The organism is Actinotalea alkalitolerans, assembly GCF_023369855.1.
In the GTDB taxonomy this organism is placed as follows: Bacteria; Actinomycetota; Actinomycetes; order Actinomycetales; family Cellulomonadaceae; genus Actinotalea.
The window spans coordinates 255,734-271,573 of sequence record NZ_JAMBPP010000005.1 but is presented as its reverse complement, the minus strand read 5'-3'; the positions used below and the strand labels follow the sequence as shown (position 1 = coordinate 271,573).

19 protein-coding genes are annotated in these 15,840 nt (G+C 72.7%); 6 read left to right on the top strand and 13 right to left on the bottom strand.

The features are described 5' to 3' along the window. Positions 1–3 precede the first annotated feature (3 nt). From M1R94_RS08280 to M1R94_RS08265, 4 genes are all read right to left on the bottom strand, one after another. Positions 4–585, bottom strand: a complete 582-nt coding sequence (locus M1R94_RS08280; RefSeq protein WP_249381191.1) for a hypothetical protein — start codon at positions 583–585, stop codon at positions 4–6. A 26-nt stretch (positions 586–611) separates the two neighbouring features. Next, on the bottom strand, positions 612–1,490 hold the full coding sequence (locus M1R94_RS08275; RefSeq protein WP_249381190.1) for a sensor domain-containing diguanylate cyclase: 879 nt from the start codon (positions 1,488–1,490) through the stop codon (positions 612–614). A 124-nt stretch (positions 1,491–1,614) separates the two neighbouring features. Beyond that, positions 1,615–3,894 carry a DEAD/DEAH box helicase gene (locus M1R94_RS08270; protein ID WP_249381189.1) on the bottom strand — a complete coding sequence of 760 codons (2,280 nt, stop codon included), beginning with the start codon at positions 3,892–3,894 and terminating at the stop codon, positions 1,615–1,617. Between the two features lie 13 nt (positions 3,895–3,907). Then, on the bottom strand, positions 3,908–5,377 hold the full coding sequence (locus M1R94_RS08265) for an outer membrane protein assembly factor BamB family protein (protein ID WP_249381188.1): 1,470 nt from the start codon (positions 5,375–5,377) through the stop codon (positions 3,908–3,910). 158 nt (positions 5,378–5,535) lie between these two features. On the opposite strand from M1R94_RS08265, the gene M1R94_RS08260 reads away from it, so the two are divergent. After that, positions 5,536–6,300, top strand: a complete 765-nt coding sequence (locus M1R94_RS08260; protein ID WP_249381187.1) for a hypothetical protein — start codon at positions 5,536–5,538, stop codon at positions 6,298–6,300. On the opposite strand, the gene M1R94_RS08255 is transcribed toward M1R94_RS08260, so the two are convergent. Then, on the bottom strand, positions 6,258–7,850 hold the full coding sequence (locus M1R94_RS08255) for a glycoside hydrolase family 64 protein (protein WP_249381186.1): 1,593 nt from the start codon (positions 7,848–7,850) through the stop codon (positions 6,258–6,260). The genes M1R94_RS08260 and M1R94_RS08255 overlap by 43 nt on opposite strands. 208 nt (positions 7,851–8,058) lie before the next feature. Then, a complete protein-coding gene (locus tag M1R94_RS08250; protein WP_249381185.1) occupies positions 8,059–8,460 on the bottom strand; it encodes a winged helix-turn-helix transcriptional regulator in 402 nt (133 codons plus the stop codon). Positions 8,461–8,542: 82 nt separating this feature from the next. On the opposite strand from M1R94_RS08250, the gene M1R94_RS08245 reads away from it, so the two are divergent. Further along, positions 8,543–8,953, top strand: a complete 411-nt coding sequence (locus M1R94_RS08245) for a RidA family protein (RefSeq protein WP_249381184.1) — start codon at positions 8,543–8,545, stop codon at positions 8,951–8,953. Here the strand turns inward: M1R94_RS08245 and M1R94_RS08240 are convergent. The 7 genes from M1R94_RS08240 to M1R94_RS08210 all read right to left on the bottom strand — a co-directional run bounded on the left by M1R94_RS08240 (position 8,867) and on the right by M1R94_RS08210 (position 13,608). Continuing rightward, on the bottom strand, positions 8,867–9,295 hold the full coding sequence (locus M1R94_RS08240; protein WP_249381183.1) for a hypothetical protein: 429 nt from the start codon (positions 9,293–9,295) through the stop codon (positions 8,867–8,869). The genes M1R94_RS08245 and M1R94_RS08240 overlap by 87 nt on opposite strands. A gap of 55 nt (positions 9,296–9,350) precedes the next feature. Beyond that, positions 9,351–10,532 carry an N-methyl-L-tryptophan oxidase gene (solA, locus tag M1R94_RS08235; RefSeq protein ID WP_249381182.1) on the bottom strand — a complete coding sequence of 394 codons (1,182 nt, stop codon included), beginning with the start codon at positions 10,530–10,532 and terminating at the stop codon, positions 9,351–9,353. A 34-nt stretch (positions 10,533–10,566) separates the two neighbouring features. Next, on the bottom strand, positions 10,567–11,109 hold the full coding sequence (locus tag M1R94_RS08230) for a DUF4240 domain-containing protein (RefSeq protein ID WP_249381181.1): 543 nt from the start codon (positions 11,107–11,109) through the stop codon (positions 10,567–10,569). A 96-nt stretch (positions 11,110–11,205) separates the two neighbouring features. Further along, positions 11,206–11,448 (bottom strand): chemotaxis protein CheW, encoded by a 243-nt coding sequence (locus tag M1R94_RS08225; protein WP_249381180.1) that lies wholly within the window; start codon positions 11,446–11,448, stop codon positions 11,206–11,208. Positions 11,449–11,602: 154 nt separating this feature from the next. Further along, positions 11,603–12,382 carry a PKD domain-containing protein gene (locus tag M1R94_RS08220; RefSeq protein ID WP_249381179.1) on the bottom strand — a complete coding sequence of 260 codons (780 nt, stop codon included), beginning with the start codon at positions 12,380–12,382 and terminating at the stop codon, positions 11,603–11,605. A 92-nt stretch (positions 12,383–12,474) separates the two neighbouring features. Beyond that, positions 12,475–13,029, bottom strand: a complete 555-nt coding sequence (locus tag M1R94_RS08215; protein ID WP_249381178.1) for a DUF6318 family protein — start codon at positions 13,027–13,029, stop codon at positions 12,475–12,477. 120 nt (positions 13,030–13,149) lie between these two features. Beyond that, positions 13,150–13,608 carry a hypothetical protein gene (locus M1R94_RS08210; RefSeq protein ID WP_249381177.1) on the bottom strand — a complete coding sequence of 153 codons (459 nt, stop codon included), beginning with the start codon at positions 13,606–13,608 and terminating at the stop codon, positions 13,150–13,152. A gap of 168 nt (positions 13,609–13,776) precedes the next feature. Here M1R94_RS08210 and M1R94_RS08205 point away from each other — a divergent pair, with 168 nt between their 5' ends. The 4 genes from M1R94_RS08205 to M1R94_RS08190 are packed head-to-tail and all read left to right on the top strand — an operon-like array spanning position 13,777 to position 15,770. Next, positions 13,777–14,100 carry a hypothetical protein gene (locus tag M1R94_RS08205; RefSeq protein ID WP_249381176.1) on the top strand — a complete coding sequence of 108 codons (324 nt, stop codon included), beginning with the start codon at positions 13,777–13,779 and terminating at the stop codon, positions 14,098–14,100. Positions 14,101–14,156: 56 nt separating this feature from the next. Continuing rightward, positions 14,157–14,525 carry a PadR family transcriptional regulator gene (locus tag M1R94_RS08200; protein WP_249381175.1) on the top strand — a complete coding sequence of 123 codons (369 nt, stop codon included), beginning with the start codon at positions 14,157–14,159 and terminating at the stop codon, positions 14,523–14,525. Then, a complete protein-coding gene (locus tag M1R94_RS08195; protein ID WP_249381174.1) occupies positions 14,518–15,144 on the top strand; it encodes a DUF1048 domain-containing protein in 627 nt (208 codons plus the stop codon). Before M1R94_RS08200 ends, M1R94_RS08195 begins: the two co-directional genes overlap by 8 nt. Continuing rightward, positions 15,141–15,770, top strand: coding sequence for a hypothetical protein (locus tag M1R94_RS08190; RefSeq protein ID WP_249381173.1), 630 nt, complete (start codon positions 15,141–15,143; stop codon positions 15,768–15,770). Before M1R94_RS08195 ends, M1R94_RS08190 begins: the two co-directional genes overlap by 4 nt. The last annotated feature ends 70 nt before the right edge of the window (positions 15,771–15,840 follow it).

Sequence of the window (15,840 nt, the reverse complement as noted above, 5' to 3'; positions counted from 1 at the left end):
CCGTCAGCCGTCTCCGAGGAACGGGCAGACGTCACCCTCCATCACCTCGGGTGTGCAGAAGGTGATCTGCGCGTCGAAGAACTCCCGGTAGTGGACCATCCCAGCCCGGTACTCCACCCAGATCCCCTCCCGCAGGTGGTGCCCCGGCGTGCTCACCTCCATCCCGATGAGCACCTGCGGGGGGAGCGTGTCCGCATCAGGCGCCCGGACCTGCGTGCCACTGACCTCCGTCACCCCGCCCAACGCCGCGTCCTGCGGCGGCCACGTCCGGTAGAACTGCTCCTCGACAGCAACCTCACGATCGACGCCGGAGAGCAACGTCCCCACGGTGCGCACACCCTGGCCGCTGAACTGCGGTGTGATCCGCGTGACGACCACCGCACCGGGTCCCTCGACGACGAGCATGTCGAACGCATCGGTCACGACGTCTCCCACCTCGACAGGCAGGGCGTAGCCGTGCGGGTCCGGGAGCGACAGCGGCCCTCCACCCCGCGGCCACCAGGGCAGCACGCCCCCCAGTGCCGCGCCGGCACCCACCACGACCACGACGCCCAGGGCGAGCGCGCCGACGACGGCGCGCCTCACGGCATCTCCTCGAGGGCCGGCACCGCTCAGAGCCGCGCCGCGGCGCGGCCGCGCTTGACCGTGTACATCGCCTCGTCGGCCGCCGCGACGAGCCCCGCAGCGTCGTGGTGCGGCTCCGCGACGACCGATCCCGTGCTGGCCGAGCACGGCAGGACCAACCCCTCGACCGCGTAGTCCGGGGCCATGATCGCGGCCAGCCGTGCTGCCGCGTGGCCCTCCTTCCCGGGCAGGCACTCCTGGACGACGACGAACTCGTCACCACCCACCCGGGCGACGACGTCCGACTCGCGCAGGCCCTCGCGCAGGCGCCGCCCGCACTCCACGAGCACCGCGTCACCGACGGCGTGCCCGTGCTCGTCGTTGACCTCCTTGAAGCCGTCGAGGTCCAGGTAGGAGACCACCAGTCGGTGCCCGTCACGACGGGTCCGCGCGAGGGCGCTCGCCAGCAGCTCGTCCAGCAGCCGCCGGTTCGCGAGCCCGGTCAACGCGTCACGCAGGGCCAGCTCGCGGTAGCGCTCCTCGCTCGCCGCGAGCCGCATCTCGGCGTCCTGCCGGTCGGTGACGTCGCGACCCACGGCCAGGATGTGTGTCCCGCCCGGTCCCGTCAGGTAGAGGTCAGACCACTCGGTCCACCGGTCACCGGAGCGTTGGATGTTGATCAGGTGCGAGGACTCGGTCCCGAGCCGGGCGACCTGGGCGAACAACCCCGTGAGCTCGTCCGGGGGCAGCACCGCGCACATGGTCAGACCCGTGACGGCCTCAGGGGTGAGACCGACGGCATCCGCCCAGGCGGTGTTGCAGTACAGGATCTGCAGGTCGCTGACGCGGTAGCGCACGATCCGCTCGTTGAGCAGGTCGAGGACCTCGCCGAGCGCGCCGGCGTCGGCTCCCTGCGCGGTGCCCATCCTCGTCCCCGTCTCGTCCGCCCCCTCGTACCCACCCATCGACCACTATGGGGCCGAGCCGAGGGTTTGTGACCCACCCGTATCACCAGGTGTCGGGCCGTGCTGCTCGGTGCACGGGCCAGGCTCAGCCGTCGAGGGCCTCCCACACCGGCCCGTAGCCGAGCCGTGCCTGCTCTGCCGCGACGACCTCACGGGCCAGGTCGGCCTGGGTCACGTCGACCGCACCCACCGCACCGGCCGCGAGGCTCGACTCGCGGACGTACGCGTCGAAGAGGCGGCTCTTCTCGCCCAGCAGCCGGGTGATCTGCTCGTCGACCCCACCCTCGACGAGCAGCCGGTGCACGACGACGGTGCGGAGCTGGCCCATGCGGTGCACCCGGCCCACGGCCTGCGCCTCGGCCGACGGCGTGAGCTGCGGCTCGCACAGGATCACGACGCTCGCCGCCTGGATGTTCAGACCCACCCCGCCTGCCTGCACCTGGGCCACGAGGACCGCACCCGGCTCCGCCGCGGTGAACCCGTCGATGACCTGCTGCCTGTCCTCGGCGGGCACCGCCCCGGTCACCGGGCCGTGCACGCTGCCGGGTCCCTGCGCCCCCACCGCCCGGACCACGGTGTCGATCACGTCCCGGAAGTAGGAGAACACCACCACCTTGTGCCCGTTCTCCTGGGCGTCCTGGACGATCTCGAGCAGGCGGTCGAGCTTGGTCGAGTCCCCGGGGTCGGGCGTCGCGAAGGCCGCCCGGCGCATCGCCATGAGGCTGCCGCTCGCCACGGCCGCCCGGTACACCGCCTCTCCCGCGGGGGTGAGCTCCTCCCACTCGTCCACGACGACGAGCTCGGGCAGCTCGACCAGCACGTCCACCTGGTTGCGCCGCAGGTACACCGGCGCCATCACCTGCCGGAACGCGTCGGCGCCCGCGAGCCCCGCATGCCGTGGGACGCCGTCCGCGACCTCGGGCTGGAGCATGCGCACCAGGGTCACGAACTCCTCGAGGCGGTTCTCCATCGGGGTCCCGGTCATGAACAGCACCCGCCAGGTCGACTCCGCCCACCGCGCGACGTGCGTCGACCGCTGCGCGTTCGGGTTCTTGACGTAGTGGGCCTCGTCGACCACCAGCAGGCCCACGCTCCACGGACCGTCGACCTGCGGGCGCGGGACGTGCTGGAGCCCCTCGAACGTGGTGACCCCCACCCCGCCCTCGGCGACCCATCGGGCGATCGCCTCGTCGCGCCGGGCACCGTGCAGCCGATGGGCGGCCAGCGTGCTGCGCGTCTCGACCTCCCGGACCCAGCCGATCAGCACGCTCGCGGGGCACACCACGAGCAGGTGCCGCTCCCCGCGCACGACGAGGTCGCCCATCACCGCGATCGCCTGGACGGTCTTGCCGAGGCCCATCTCGTCGCCGAGCAGCACCCGCCCCTGGTTGAGCACGAAGCGCGCCCCGAACTCCTGGTACCCGCGCAGCGCGACCCGCATCACCGACAGGTCCAGCGGGTGCTCGGCGACCCTCTCGGCCAGCTCTCCCGGGAGCATCCCGTGCGAGGCCAGGACGGCGTCGGGCACCGGGACGATCTCCCCGAGCACGGTGTAGTACTCGACGCTGCGGCGTTCGACGTCGGCCCACAGCTCCCCGTGGGCAGGCGGCGCCTGCCGTCGCAGGGCGTCGATCTCGGCGAGCGCGACCGGCAGCCCGGTGAGGGTCAGCCACTCCTCCCACTCGACCAGACGCCGCAGCGCGTCGATGCTGGCGTCACGGCTGCGACGGCGACGCAGGGCCAGGCGCAGCCGGTGCGCGGCACGCTGGGCCGCGGGCAGCAGCGCGGCCACCGACGACGAGTAGTCCTCGAGGGCCGTGCGGTGCGCCTCGACCCTGGGACCGAGCAGCAGCAGCCGGTGGAGCAGGCCGAGGATCTCGGCCAGGACCTGGGAGTCCCACGTCTCCCGCGCCTCCCCCGTCGGGCCCGCGGTGCGGGTGACCCCACGTGGCGGGAGGTCGAGGTCGATGCGCGGGCGGATCCCCGCCGCGACCGCCCGGGCGAGCTGGTCGACGGCCGCGAGGGCGCTGCGGGCCGTCTCCCGTCCCACGCCCGGCAACCGTTCGAGGTCGGCCGCGCTGGTGTCGAGCAGGTCCAGGGCCGTGCGGTAGCCCGCGTCGGTCAGGGCCCGCAGCCGCAGGTTCTTGTCCGTGAGCTCCGCCAGGCGCCCGACGGCGATGCCGGACAGCTCGGCACGGACCGTCGCGTCCCGGTCGGCCGCGACGAGCTCGGCGACACGCAGCCGTGCCGACGCGACGTCGTCGAGCACCGCACGTGCCGTCCCCGCCAGGGCCCGGTGCCGGTCGACCACCGCCCTGGTCTGCGGCCCGGGCCGCGGTGCGGGGAGATCGGGGCGGTCGGGCATGCGCCCAAGCATCTCAGCCGAAGATCGCGACCTGCGTGCCGAAGCGCACCCGCACCACGCCGTCGTCGACCGACAGCGCGGAGCCCCTGCCGGGCAACGGAAGCGTCCACCGCGGGGTCCCGTCGCGCAGGTCGACCGCAGTGACCTGACGCCCTGTCGCCACCTCGTAGCCCGGTACCAGCAGCCGCACGCCGTCGGTCACCGGCGAGAAGCCCGGCACCGAGTCGGGGCCGAGCGCCGCCGACCACCGACCCTCCCCCGTCGCCAGGTCGATCGCGTGCAGGCTCCCGCCTCCCTCGACGACCACCAGACCGTCGATCCGGGTCAACGCACGACGCACCGGCGGTCCGCGCCACAGCACCTCACCGGTCCGGACGTCCACGGCGAGCAGGTCGGCACGGTCCTGGACGAGGGTGACGTGCGGCGACGAGCCGTCGTCGACCACCGCCTCGAGCGGGCTGCCCGGCAGGGTCGCCCCCGCGTGGCCGTCGCGGTCGAACCACTGGGCCTCGCGGGGCGTCCGCCACACGGCGAACCCGAGCGGACCGGTCTGCACCTGGACGGGCTGCACCCGCCGCCCCTCGGGATCCCACGTCCCCAGCACCTCGCCGTCCCGCCCGTCGACGACGACGGCCATCCGGCCCTCCACCACCACCAGGCCGTGCGCGACGCCGAGCACGACCTGCCGGGCGCGGACATCACGGGCCAACGGCACCTCGACCGACCACACGACCTCGCGGCTCACCAGGCGCGACCGGGAGATGTGCAGGGCACCGCTCTCCCGACGCGCCAGGACCAGGTCCTCCTCCAGGACGTCCCACCCGACCGTGCGGGAGTTCAACGGACGCTCGTCGCGCACCGACCCGTCCTCGGCGTCGAGCAGCAGCAACCTGCCGGGCAGCCCGCCCAGCACGGCGTCGGAGTTGGGGGCCCGCACCCCGCCGCCGCTGATCATGCAGACCAGCAGCGCATCCCCGGCGACCGCCGTCCGGCACCGCAACGGGGATCCCGCGGCGTCGATGCCCGACGGCGCAGCCCACCGCACCTCACCGGTGCGTGCGTCGTGCGCGACGGTCCTCGACTGCCCGTCCACCATCTGCCGACCCAGCACGAGCCCGCCCGCGACCGAGGTCGGCCCACCGGTCTGCCACCGCTCGACGAGAGGCTCACGCAGCGAGGTCGACAACCCCGGGACGTGGGCGACGGACGCCACGAGCGCCTCGTCGCGCCGCTGCTCGACGACCGTCAGCCCCAGCCCGAGCAGCACGACGAGCCCGAGGCCCATCGCCGGTGCCGTACGCAGCAGGTGGCGACGGGGGTGCGGGTCGCGGAGGGCGTGGTCCTCGCGGGGCTCAGGGCCGGTGCGGCCGGGTGACGGCGGCGACTGCGCGCGCTCGCTGGGGTCCGGCCCGTCGGCCTGTTCACCGACGAGCTCGACCTCGACCATGCCGTCGTCGAGCGTGCCGCCGTCGGCCCTGCGCATCCCTCCAGAGTACGTCGGAGGTGAGTGGAGACTTCGGGGGTGTCTCTGCCGTGAGGCGGACGCACCCAGCGGCCCCGAGCATGGCCCGTTCGACCACCCTGGACGACGGCGAGTCGAAGGGTGGCGTGGCGTTCACGCGTGGCGCTAGCGTCCGTCTCGTGCGGACGTCGACGCGTTGGCTGGTCTCCGCCGGGCTGCTCGGTGCTGGTGCAGCTCTGCAGGCTGTCGCTGTCCGGATGGCCTGGCTCCCCTGTGCAGGGCAGAGCATCGACGCCTTCTCCCCGGAGTGCCTGAGGGCGATGGACGGCACCAACCCCCTGCCGGTGATCATCAGGCCCGAGGGGCTCGTGCTGCCGGAGATCCTCTCGCTCGGTGCGATGGCGGCTCTCTCCCTCGCCTGGCTGGTGGTGCTGCCGAGCATCCGGACCGGTCGGCGTGCCCGGGTGGCTCTGGCAGCCCCGTCGCTGCTTGCCCTGGCTGCGGTGCTCACCCTGGCGCTCGGCGCACCGGTCGAGGCGCTCCTGGTCACGATCGACGCAGCGTCGATCGTGGCGCTCCTCGTCCTGGTCGCCGCTCGGGACCTCGAGCCCGATGGGCACCGGGTGCGGTACGCCGTCGTGCTGGCCGGTGCCACGGCCATGAGCTTCGGCAACCTGATGCTCGAGTACTCGGTGGCGATCAGCCTGAGCGAGGCCGACTGGGACGTCCCACCCCACACCGGGTACCTCACGGTCGTCGGCCTGGGGCTCGCGGCAGCGGTCGTCGCCGGCTGGGACCGGGTCGGCCGGGCATACGAGCACCTGGCTCGGAGCGCACAGCCAGGTCGACAGGCGACCCCACGACCGCCCGACGGACGTGCCGTCGGGCGGTCGCGCTCAGGTCAGGCTCCCGGCACCGACCACCGTTGGGCGCTGTTGTCGTAGCAGTCCCAGATCTGGATGCGCTGGCCGTTGACGCTACGTCCGCTGGGGTTGTCCAGGCACCTGCCGGACGCGGGGTTGCGGTAGGAGTCGCCGGACCGGACCCAGGTCTGGTTGGACTGGCCGGGGTTGCAGTCCCAGATCTGCACCGTCGCCCCGTTGGCGGTTCCCCACCCGGTGACGTCCAGGCACTTGCCCAGGGCGCGCATCGTGCCGTCGACGCCCAGGGTCCACCGCTGGGCGGCGGTGCCGTTGCAGTCGTACAGCTGCACGGCGGTGCCGTTGGCGCTGTCGGCGGAGGCCACGTCGAGGCACTTGCCGGTCGCACCGGACCGCACCGCTCCGGTACCCGTCGTCGCACCGCCGCCTGCTGCCCCGAACGGCGTCAGGTCGACGCGTGCGCTGCGCGGGTCGCCGTCGTGCACGAGCGACTCGAACGCGCCGACGTCGTCGAAGGCGAACGCGTACGCGCGTCCGTCGGCCATCGCGTCGTGGATGACCCGCCCGTACAGGTTGGGCGGGGTGCTGCGGTAGAACTGCGCGGCGTCGAGCACGGGCTCGGTGCTGCTCGTGCCGAGCGTCCCGCGGAACAGCGCGGCACACAGCGTCCGGGCGATCGGGCCGACCACCTGGTCGTTCGGTGCGTGCAGGGCGCCGTCGCACCCCCACACGTCCGAGGACGACGGCCGCCCGAACGCAGCGACCTCACGCCCGGCGGCGTCGGTGAACCGCAGGGTCGAGCCGGACGTCCGACCGGTGTAGCGGACCTCGGGCCGGTCACCGAACGGCTGCACCGTGAGCGTGCGCGTGGTGTAGGCGTTCCACGCCGAGGCGATGTAGTCGTCGAGGTACGTCGCGCTCAGCAGGCCGGCGCTCGCTGCCTTGCCGGGCGCGAGCACGCGCAGGACGGTGCCGTCAGTGCGCTTGACGACGCTGCGCGCCCACTCCGGGTTCGCGCTCAGCGCGTCGATGACCTGCTGGCGACCGTTCGGCACCACACGACCGGTGGTGCGCGTGGCGCCCGAGGCGCCGGTCACGCTCACGGAGTGCGGGACGCCGAACATGTCGACCTGGGAGCTGTTGAGCCACAGGCCGGCGTCGTTGTAGGTCAGCTCGCTCCAGTCGAACAGGAAGTCGCGCGTCGGGTCGCCCGCCGCCCACGGAGCCGGTTGGACGAGACCGTCGGGTGTGAGCGAGAACGGCAGCTTCTGCCCGAACGAGAAGTAGATGCGGCCCGAGAAGCCGCGGGGGACCTGCACGGTGACCGCCCCACCGTCGGAGGGGCCCGCGACGGCACTGTCCGGGGCCGGCGACGGCGGGTTGGATCCCGCGGGCCACGGCCGGAACGTGCCACCGGCGTCGACCCAGCCGAGCCGGCCCGAGGCCAGGTCGGTGCCGAGCACGTGGACGAACACCTGCTCACCCCGACCGGACTGGTTCGCGATCGTGATCGGCAACCTGTCCGGCCCGAGCGCCGCCGCTGGTGCGGCAGCACCGAGGGCGCACAGCGCTCCCACGACCAGCGTGGTGAGCCACTTCCGACGATGACGCATCTACTCCCCCTGGGTGTGCCCGCGCGCCCCCGGCGCGCAGGTGCGGGCCCGCGACACCGGTCGCACGGGCGCGGCGACGCGTCCGTACGGGGACAGCACCGCCGGGCAATTAGTTAGCAACCCTGACATACCCGGCGCGGCCGTGTCACCCGAATGGGCTAGCGGATCTCTCCATGATCACGAGGGTCTGGTGCAGCGGTGCTGCAGCTCACGGCTGTCGCGGGTGAGCCAGGTCAACGGGTCCGCTGTCGAACTCCGCCCGAGCACGCTCGATCTGCGGCAGGTGCGCATCCGCCCACTGCAGCAGGACGTCCACCGGGTCGCGCAGGGTCTTCCCCAGCATGGTGATCCGGTACTCGACCGCTACCGGCCGGGTGTCGATGACGATCCGCTGGATGATGCCGTTGCGTTCGAGCCGGCGCAGCGTGGCGGTGAGCGACTTCTGCGTCACCGCCGGGACCGCCCTGCGCAGCTCGTTGAACCTGCACGGTCGCTCGCACAGCTCGTTGAGGACGCTCAACGACCACTTGTCGAGCACCTGATCCAGCAGCTCGCGGTGCGGGGCGTCGATGCGCAGCGCATCGGGGTGTCCGGTCGGGGTATCGCTCATGAAACCTGGTCTCGTTGCAGTGTCTTCCATCTACCAGGTATCAAGAGTAGACCAACCGTTTCCTCGCATGAAGGAGAGCACCATGCCCGTCAACCGCTTCACACCAGAAGGCCTGCTCCCGAACACCCCCTACCACCACGTCGCGGTCGGCACCGGGACTCGGCACATCCACATCAGCGGACAGGTGGCGCGCGACGGAAGCGGGACCCCGGTCTCCCCGAGCGACCTGTCCGGACAGGTCGCCCAGGCCCTGCGCAACACCAGCCGAGCCCTGGCAGGCACCGGTGCGTCCTTCGCTGACGTGTTGCGCCTGACCTTCTACGTCACGCAGTGGAGCCCCGAGAAGATCGAACCGCTCATGGCGGGCATCGAGTCGGTCGCCGAGGAGCTCCGGCTGCCGCGCCCCCTACCACCGGCCTCCTTGATCGGGGTGGACCACCTCTTCGAGCCGGACGTCCTCGTCGAGGTCGAGGCCACAGCGATCCTGGACTAGGAGCCCGCTGCGCAGCGGGCTCCCGGGGCTCTGCACGGGACGCACGACGGACGCGGGCGTCGTCACCGCGGGCGACGGGACGCTCACGCTCTCCTCGCTCGTCGGCGGATCGGCGGCGAGCGGGCCGAGGTCGGGCAGCGCGGTGAGGACCACGATGGCGATCGCGATGACTCCGAGCAGCGCCTCGGTCCGCACCCGCCGGGTGAGCTCCAGGGCCGACGGGGGGTCGCCTGCGGTGGTGCCGGGCTCGTCGGGCGCGGCGGTCGCACTGTCGGTGGTCGTCTCGTCGGGGGCCGTGCCGTGGGGAGTCGTGCCGTGGGGAGTCGTGCCGTCGTGGGTCATCGCCACCTCCTGAGGGGAAGGAGCGCGACCCGTCCGGTATGTGACGCTCTGCCGCCTACGTCACCCGATCGGCCCTGGGGCGCAGCCCGCCGCGCAGCGGGTCGAACAGCGTGATGTCATGCGGGGTCGCTCCGTCGACGACGAGGTCGGCGAGGACCTCGCCGATCACGGGCACGAACTTGAACCCGTGCCCGGAGAACCCGCAGGCCACAGCGACCTGCGGCACCCCGGGATGCAGGCCGACGACGAAGTGCTCGTCGCGGGTCGTGGTGTAGAGGCAGGTCTTGGCGGTCACCAGGGGGCCGGTCAGGTGGGGGAAGAGCTCGAGCGCCCGACTGCGCAGCGCGGCGACCTCGTGCGGGTGGACGGTGCGGTCCACGCCCTGCGGGGTGGTGGGTGGGCCGTCCTGCCGGAAGAAGGCGAGCTTGAGGCCGCCGTCGGGACCGTCGACCATCGGGAAGCCGTACAGGATGCCGTTGCCGTCGGTCTCCTCGACGTAGACCGGGTGCTCGACGTCGGTGTAGCGCGCGTACGGCACGGCGTCGGTGAGCTCGGGAGTGAACCAGGCGAACATCTGCCGTTCGACGCGCAGCGGGAGGGCGAGGTCACCGAGGAGCTCCGGTGCCCAGGCGCCGGGGGTGACCACCAGCCGGTCGGCCCCGTAGGTGCCGTTCACGGTCTCGACCTGCACCCCGCCACCGGGCGTCGGGGACCACCGCACCACCCGCTCGTCGAACCGGATCTCCGCCCCGTGCGACCGTGCGACCTGGACCGTCGCGAACGTCGTCTCCTCGGGGCGGGTGTAGCCGGCGGCCGCCTCGTACACCCCGACGGCGTGCGGGGCGGGGGCCATGGTCGGGAAGCGGCGACGGATCTCCCCCGCCGAGAGCAGCTCGTACGCGAGACCGTGCTCCCTGGCGGACGCAAGGCTGCCGACCACCACGGCACTGTCCTCGTCGCCGACGTACAGGCCACCGCAGAGCGTCAGCAGCTCACGGCCCGACGCCTCCTCGAGTGCCCGCCACCCCACGTAGGCGCGCCGCAGCAACGGGACGTACGCCGCCCCCTCGAAGTACGACTGCCGCACGATGCGCGTCCCGCCGTGCGCCGAACCGCGGTCGTGGCCGGGCCAGAACTGCTCGAGCCCGAGCACCCGCAGACCGCGGCCCGCGAGCTCCGCGGCAGCGGCGCCACCCATCGAGCCGACACCCAGGACGATCACGTCGTAGGTCTGCACGCGGCCGTCGTCCCTGGTCGTCCGAGCCGGCGGCTCAGTCCTCGTCGTAGAAGAGGGCGGTCAGTCGCGGCAGTCGGGCAGACATCTCGTCGTCGTCGTCGAAGTCGAAGTCCCAGTCGGGGTCGAGAGGCGGGCGGGGCGACCCGCCCCTGGTCGCCGGGAGCTCGCCACCGGTTGCCGCCTCGTAGGCGTCCCAGGCGACGCTGAGCATGTCCTCGCTCTCGAGGACGTCGTCCTCGTCGGCCGCCTCGACGACGGCGGGGACGTCGGCGAGGCTGTCCGGGTCGGCCAGCGCCCGCTCGTAGACGCCGCGCCCCTGGCCGATCAGCCAGCCCCGGAAGTAGTCGAAGCCGTCGTCGGAGGCGCCACCGTTGATCACGTACGCCGCGGCCCACAGCGGGGCCAGGTAGGACTCGGCGACCAGGTCGCTCAGCGGCCGGTCGAAGGCCGCGATCTGGTCCGGCTGGTGCGTGGCGAGGAGCTCGGCCATCCGCTGCGCGACGGCATCCACGTCATCGGCGTCGACGACCTGCGACCGCGCCTGCTCGACCAGCTCCCACACATCGGTCTTGTCCATTGTCGGACTGTACTGCGGGGGCGGGTGGGGTCCGCGACCGAGATCACGCCGCCGATCGACGACGTGATCCCCGGGTCGCGGAGTGCGTGCGGTCGCTCAGCCCAGGACCGAGGCGAGCGCCTTCAGGCCCTCGCCGACCGCGGCCATGCCCAGCACGCCGACCGCGATCCAGACGAGCATGCTGGCCCCGACGTAGCCGAGGAACGTGGCCTTGTCGCCCGCGTCGCCCTCCCACTGGGGGGACGGCGTCTCACGCACCCAGCGGACAGCCTCGCGCACCGTCGACAACGGCGAGTGGGCAGGTGGGGCGTTCGGGGGAAGGATCTGCATGGTGCTCATCTGGCGCTCCGGGGTGTGGTTCGCGGGTACGTGGAGTCGGGGTCACCGACACCACCATTGTCTCCTCTCTGCAACCACCGCGGATGGGGATTTGTGCCCAGGAGCGGGTGAGTTCCAGCACCTTCCTGGGGGCGGTCAGGTGGGCGGGGAGTCGCTAGCCCCAGGTGCCGTCGACGAGGTAGGTCCGGGCCTCGTGGATGGTGACCGGGAACGCCTCCGAGACCGTCTCGGCCGTCCCCGCGACGTCGATCCACGGGCCTGCACCGTCGACCTGGTACCGCCCCGACCAGGCCGTGGTCAGCTGGATCGCGAAGGCCCCCGGCTCACGGTAGGAGTACCCGACCGTCTGGTGCGGGTACGGGGCCCCCGGCTCCGTCGTGACCAACGGCTCCGAGCCGTCACCGAAGGTCCAGGTGAACCGGACCGGCGTCGCGATCACCGTCACCGGGACGTCCAGGACCGTCGTGGACAGGGTCTGCGGGTCCGAGTCCGTGATCAGGATCATGTCCAGGTTCACCAGGCCCTGACCGTCAGCGGGCTGGACGGAGGGCACCGACGAGGTCAACGGCAACCGCCGGAACTCCTCGGCGCTCAGCGTCACGGTGACAGCCGGGTCCTCGGGACAACCGCCCCGGTCGACCTGCACCCAGGGGCCGGGCACCGAGAGGTCCGGGCCCACCTGACGGCGCATCAACGGTGCCAGAGCGACCGAGCCGTCCGCGCACATCCGGACGACGTCGCCGGACTCGGCGCCGTCCACGCAGGGCACCCCGGCCGAGGAGGCGTCGACGGTCCCGCAGAAGCGCAGCGGGGGGCGCTTGTGCTCGTAGACGGGAGGGGTGATCCGGGAGTCATCGTCAACAGACGACGTCCTGGCCCCGGACGGCCGAAAGGTCTCAGCATCGACCACGTATCCGTCGTTCAGAGCGTTCACGCCGGGCGATGGTGGTGGTGTCGGCGAGACCTGCCACATGGATACGCCGACAAGTACCGTCAGCAAGGGCGCGGCCCCCCTGTCGAGGATGCTCATTGCTCACCGTCGCTCAGGCCGACGAGAATCCACTGGCCCTGCCAGATCACATCGACGCCGACCGTCGACTCCTGCTCGGTCGCCGTCGCGACCTCCTGACCCGCCGCGTCGTACTCAGCCCCGGCCACGAGAGAGAAGGCGACCTCGACAAGGAACCCGCCAAGGAGCTCGTGCCGTGGACCTGCGACGGCTGACTCGATCGAGATGACACCCGGGGCGAAGTGACCGCCACCTCCGTAGACCCTGAGGACGTCGTCTCGGATCGCCGCGCAGGACTGGCACTCCTCCCACGTGACCTCGTCCCACTCGGTGAGGTCGCCCGTCGCGAGCACGTAGGTGAACAGGTGCAGGAAGTACTGCGCCGCGGCGGCCGCCCCGACGCCGTCGTCCCGTTCCATCTCGGGGGTCCGCTGCGGCGCGAGCACCGTGTCCACCTCGGGAGCCGGTGACGGGCTGGGCGCGGGGAGCGTCTGGATGGGTTGCGGCGCGACCTCCGCGGCGCACCCGGTGACGAGCACGAGGGCCCCCGCGAGCAGCAGGGCACCGCGCACCCGACGAAGACATGACAGACCGGTCGAAACTGCCCCCTGGTTCATGGTCAACGGACCCTAGCAACGGCCGTCCGTCCGTGGGGCCCGAAGGGGGATCCTGTGGACACAGCACCCTCGGGGTCAGCCGACGTCGACCAGGCCCACCCCGACGACCGCGTCCTCCTCGGCGACGACGGTCACCGTGTACGGCCCGTCGACCTCGAGAGCCGGGGTCCGGCTGGTCGCGATCGAGTGGCCCGTCGCGGTGACGGCTCCGCACGGTGCGGGGTAGTCGGTCACCGGCGTGCCGTCCGCGAGGGCCAGGTCGATCATGACGTCACCGCCTGAGCGCGTCGTGCAAGCGACCCGCAGGCTCACCGTCCCCCCGGCCGCCGCACGCTCGTCGGAGAGGACCTCCGGCTGGCCGGGGACCAGCGACGCGAAGAACGCGGTCTGCGGCGGGGTCGGGTCGACCTCACCGGGCTCGCCCTCGACCAGCGCGGCCTCCACCTCGTCCCGGTCGGGGAACGACGACAGGTCGGCCGACGGCGACCCGGCGGTGGGCCCGTCGGACGGGGCGGTCGGGGCGTCGGTCGTCACACGGTCCTGCACGGGCGGGTCGCTCGGCGGTGGCTCATCCGCCCCCGCGCACGCGACGAGGATCAGAGCCAGCGTCGCAACGCCGAACGGTACGGGGAGGAGTCGGTGACGGTGGCGCACTCCGTCGAGGCTAGGCCGTCGGGCCGTCGTGCGCCGTACAGTGACGCCGTGCCGCGCCTGCCCACCGCCCTGATCGCGGGTCTGAGTCTCGTCGTGGGCTTCGCCGCCGCGCAGCTGACCGACCTGAGGTGGGCCGGCGCCGTCGTCGTCCTGGCCGGCACCGGCTGGTGCGTCGCCCGAGAGGTCCGCCGGACCCCCTGGTGGCGGATCGCCGTCGTCGTGCTGGTGGGCGCGGCGTGCTTCGTGCTCTCGCACCTCATGGCGGGGGCGCTCGGCAGCTGGGGGGCCGTCGCCGCCGCGTCGGTGGTGCTGGGGATCGTGACCTACGGGCTCGTCGACGCACCGCGAGCGCGCGGGGCACTGACGCGCTGAGGGGCTGGGCCGTCCGACCCTTGCACCGCAAGGCACATGCAGTGCAAGGTACGAGGGTGGACACCGACGGTAGCGAGCGCGGGTCGCGCATCCTGCGCGGGATCCTCGACGCCTGTCTGCTGTCCCTCGTGGCCGAGCGCGACCGGTACGGCTACGAGCTGGCCGCCGAGCTTCGCCGGGCAGGGCTGGGCATCGTCCGGGACGGGTCGATCTACCCACTGGTCGCGCGACTCGAACGCCGCAACCTGATCGAGGGGTACGTCGTCCGGACCGACCGCGGGCAGCGCCGCCGCTACTACCGGATCACCGCCGCGGGACGCACCGAGCTCGACGAGGCACGAGCACTGTGGGACCAGGTCGCCGGTGGCGTCCACGCCGTCCTGCACCCACCACCGGCAGGGGGAGCACCTCATGGAGATGCCTAGACCGAGGCCACGTCACGACATCGCGATCGACGACGCCCTCGAGGAGATCGACCGGTTCTGGATCAAGGACGGTGTCCCGGAGGTCGAACGCATCGCCCGGGTCGACGAGCTGCGCGCCCACCTCGAGAACGCAGCCGCAGAGGGCTACCCGCCCGAGGAGGTGCTGGGCCCGGACCCCGTCGGCTTCGCGGCCGAGTGGACAGCAGCGGACCGGCGCCATCCCTGGCTCGGATCGCTGCTGCTCTTCATGAGCATGCTGTGCGGCGTGGCAGGCGGGCTGATGCTCGTCCGGCTCGTCGCGCCCTGGGGTGAAGAGCCCGCGTTCCCCTGGCACGACCTCGGGTTCGCCGTCCTCGCCGCGGCGCTCGCCACCGGCGGCGCACTCATCCGCCGGTACCGAGGCCGCCTGGGACCCCTGCGCGCCGCCGTCCTGACGGGGCTCGGACTGGTCGCAGCCGCCGCCGGCTACCTGATGATCGCGATCGGACTCGGTGGCGTCACCGCCCAGCCGACCTGGCCGCTGGGCCTCGGGCTGCTCGCCGCCGGCGTGAGCCTTGCCCTGATCGATGACCGGATGCGCCGCACGGCGCGGACGCGGCACGGCCGGGAGGTCTCATGAACGCCTCCCTGCCCGCGCCCTTCTCGACCACCCTGCGCGACGTCGACCGGTACTGGCGCACCAGCGGCGTGCCCCGGTCCGAACGTCGCGACCGGATCCACGAGCTGCGGACCCACCTCGAGGACGCCGCCGCGCAGGGCCGCGGACCCGAGGACGTCGTCGGCCCCGACGCTCTGGCCTTCGCCGCCGAGTGGATCCTGGCCGATCGGCGGCACCCGTGGGCCTCGGCGGCGCTGCGCTTCGTCGGGATGCTCGCCGTCGGCTGGGGAGCGGTGGCCGTCCTGTTCCCGCACCTGCCCGGCGTGAGCAGCGCACCGGGCATCCAGACGCTCGGGATGATGTCGATCCCGGCGCTGAGCGTGCTCGGCAAGGACGTCACGCAGATGAACCGGGGCCGCCTGGGCAGACGCCGTGTCGCGGCCCTGGCCCTGGCCGCCGTCCTGGTGGCCGGTGCAGGAGGGGCGGCGCTGGGATACCTGCAGGCGACCCGCGGACCCGTCGTCGAGGTGTCAGCCGGAGCAGGCGCCGCACTCGTGCTCGTCGGTGTCGTGGCACTGGTCATCGCGTGGCGGCTCCGCCTGACCCCGCGGGGGCGTGCCTCGGGACGGCCAGCCCCAACGGCCTGAGATCTTGCGCATCCCCGGCCGGTGACTTCTCGCCCCGTGGCAGGTCTCCACCAGGGGGCCTTGCCCGGCC

Bases quoted from the DNA above. Each gene is read 5' to 3' on its own strand.
- M1R94_RS08190 (WP_249381173.1), top strand. From the start codon at position 15,141: ATGAACGCCTCCCTGCCCGCGCCCTTCTCGACCACCCTGCGCGACGTC.
- M1R94_RS08265 (WP_249381188.1), bottom strand. From the start codon at position 5,377: ATGCGCAGGGCCGACGGCGGCACGCTCGACGACGGCATGGTCGAGGTC.
- M1R94_RS08225 (WP_249381180.1), bottom strand. From the start codon at position 11,448: ATGAGCACCATGCAGATCCTTCCCCCGAACGCCCCACCTGCCCACTCG.
- M1R94_RS08240 (WP_249381183.1), bottom strand. From the start codon at position 9,295: ATGACCCACGACGGCACGACTCCCCACGGCACGACTCCCCACGGCACG.
- M1R94_RS08255 (WP_249381186.1), bottom strand. From the start codon at position 7,850: ATGCGTCATCGTCGGAAGTGGCTCACCACGCTGGTCGTGGGAGCGCTG.
- M1R94_RS08230 (WP_249381181.1), bottom strand. From the start codon at position 11,109: ATGGACAAGACCGATGTGTGGGAGCTGGTCGAGCAGGCGCGGTCGCAG.
- M1R94_RS08270 (WP_249381189.1), bottom strand. From the start codon at position 3,894: ATGCCCGACCGCCCCGATCTCCCCGCACCGCGGCCCGGGCCGCAGACC.
- M1R94_RS08275 (WP_249381190.1), bottom strand. From the start codon at position 1,490: ATGGGCACCGCGCAGGGAGCCGACGCCGGCGCGCTCGGCGAGGTCCTC.
- M1R94_RS08195 (WP_249381174.1), top strand. From the start codon at position 14,518: ATGCCTAGACCGAGGCCACGTCACGACATCGCGATCGACGACGCCCTC.
- M1R94_RS08250 (WP_249381185.1), bottom strand. From the start codon at position 8,460: ATGAGCGATACCCCGACCGGACACCCCGATGCGCTGCGCATCGACGCC.
- M1R94_RS08245 (WP_249381184.1), top strand. From the start codon at position 8,543: ATGCCCGTCAACCGCTTCACACCAGAAGGCCTGCTCCCGAACACCCCC.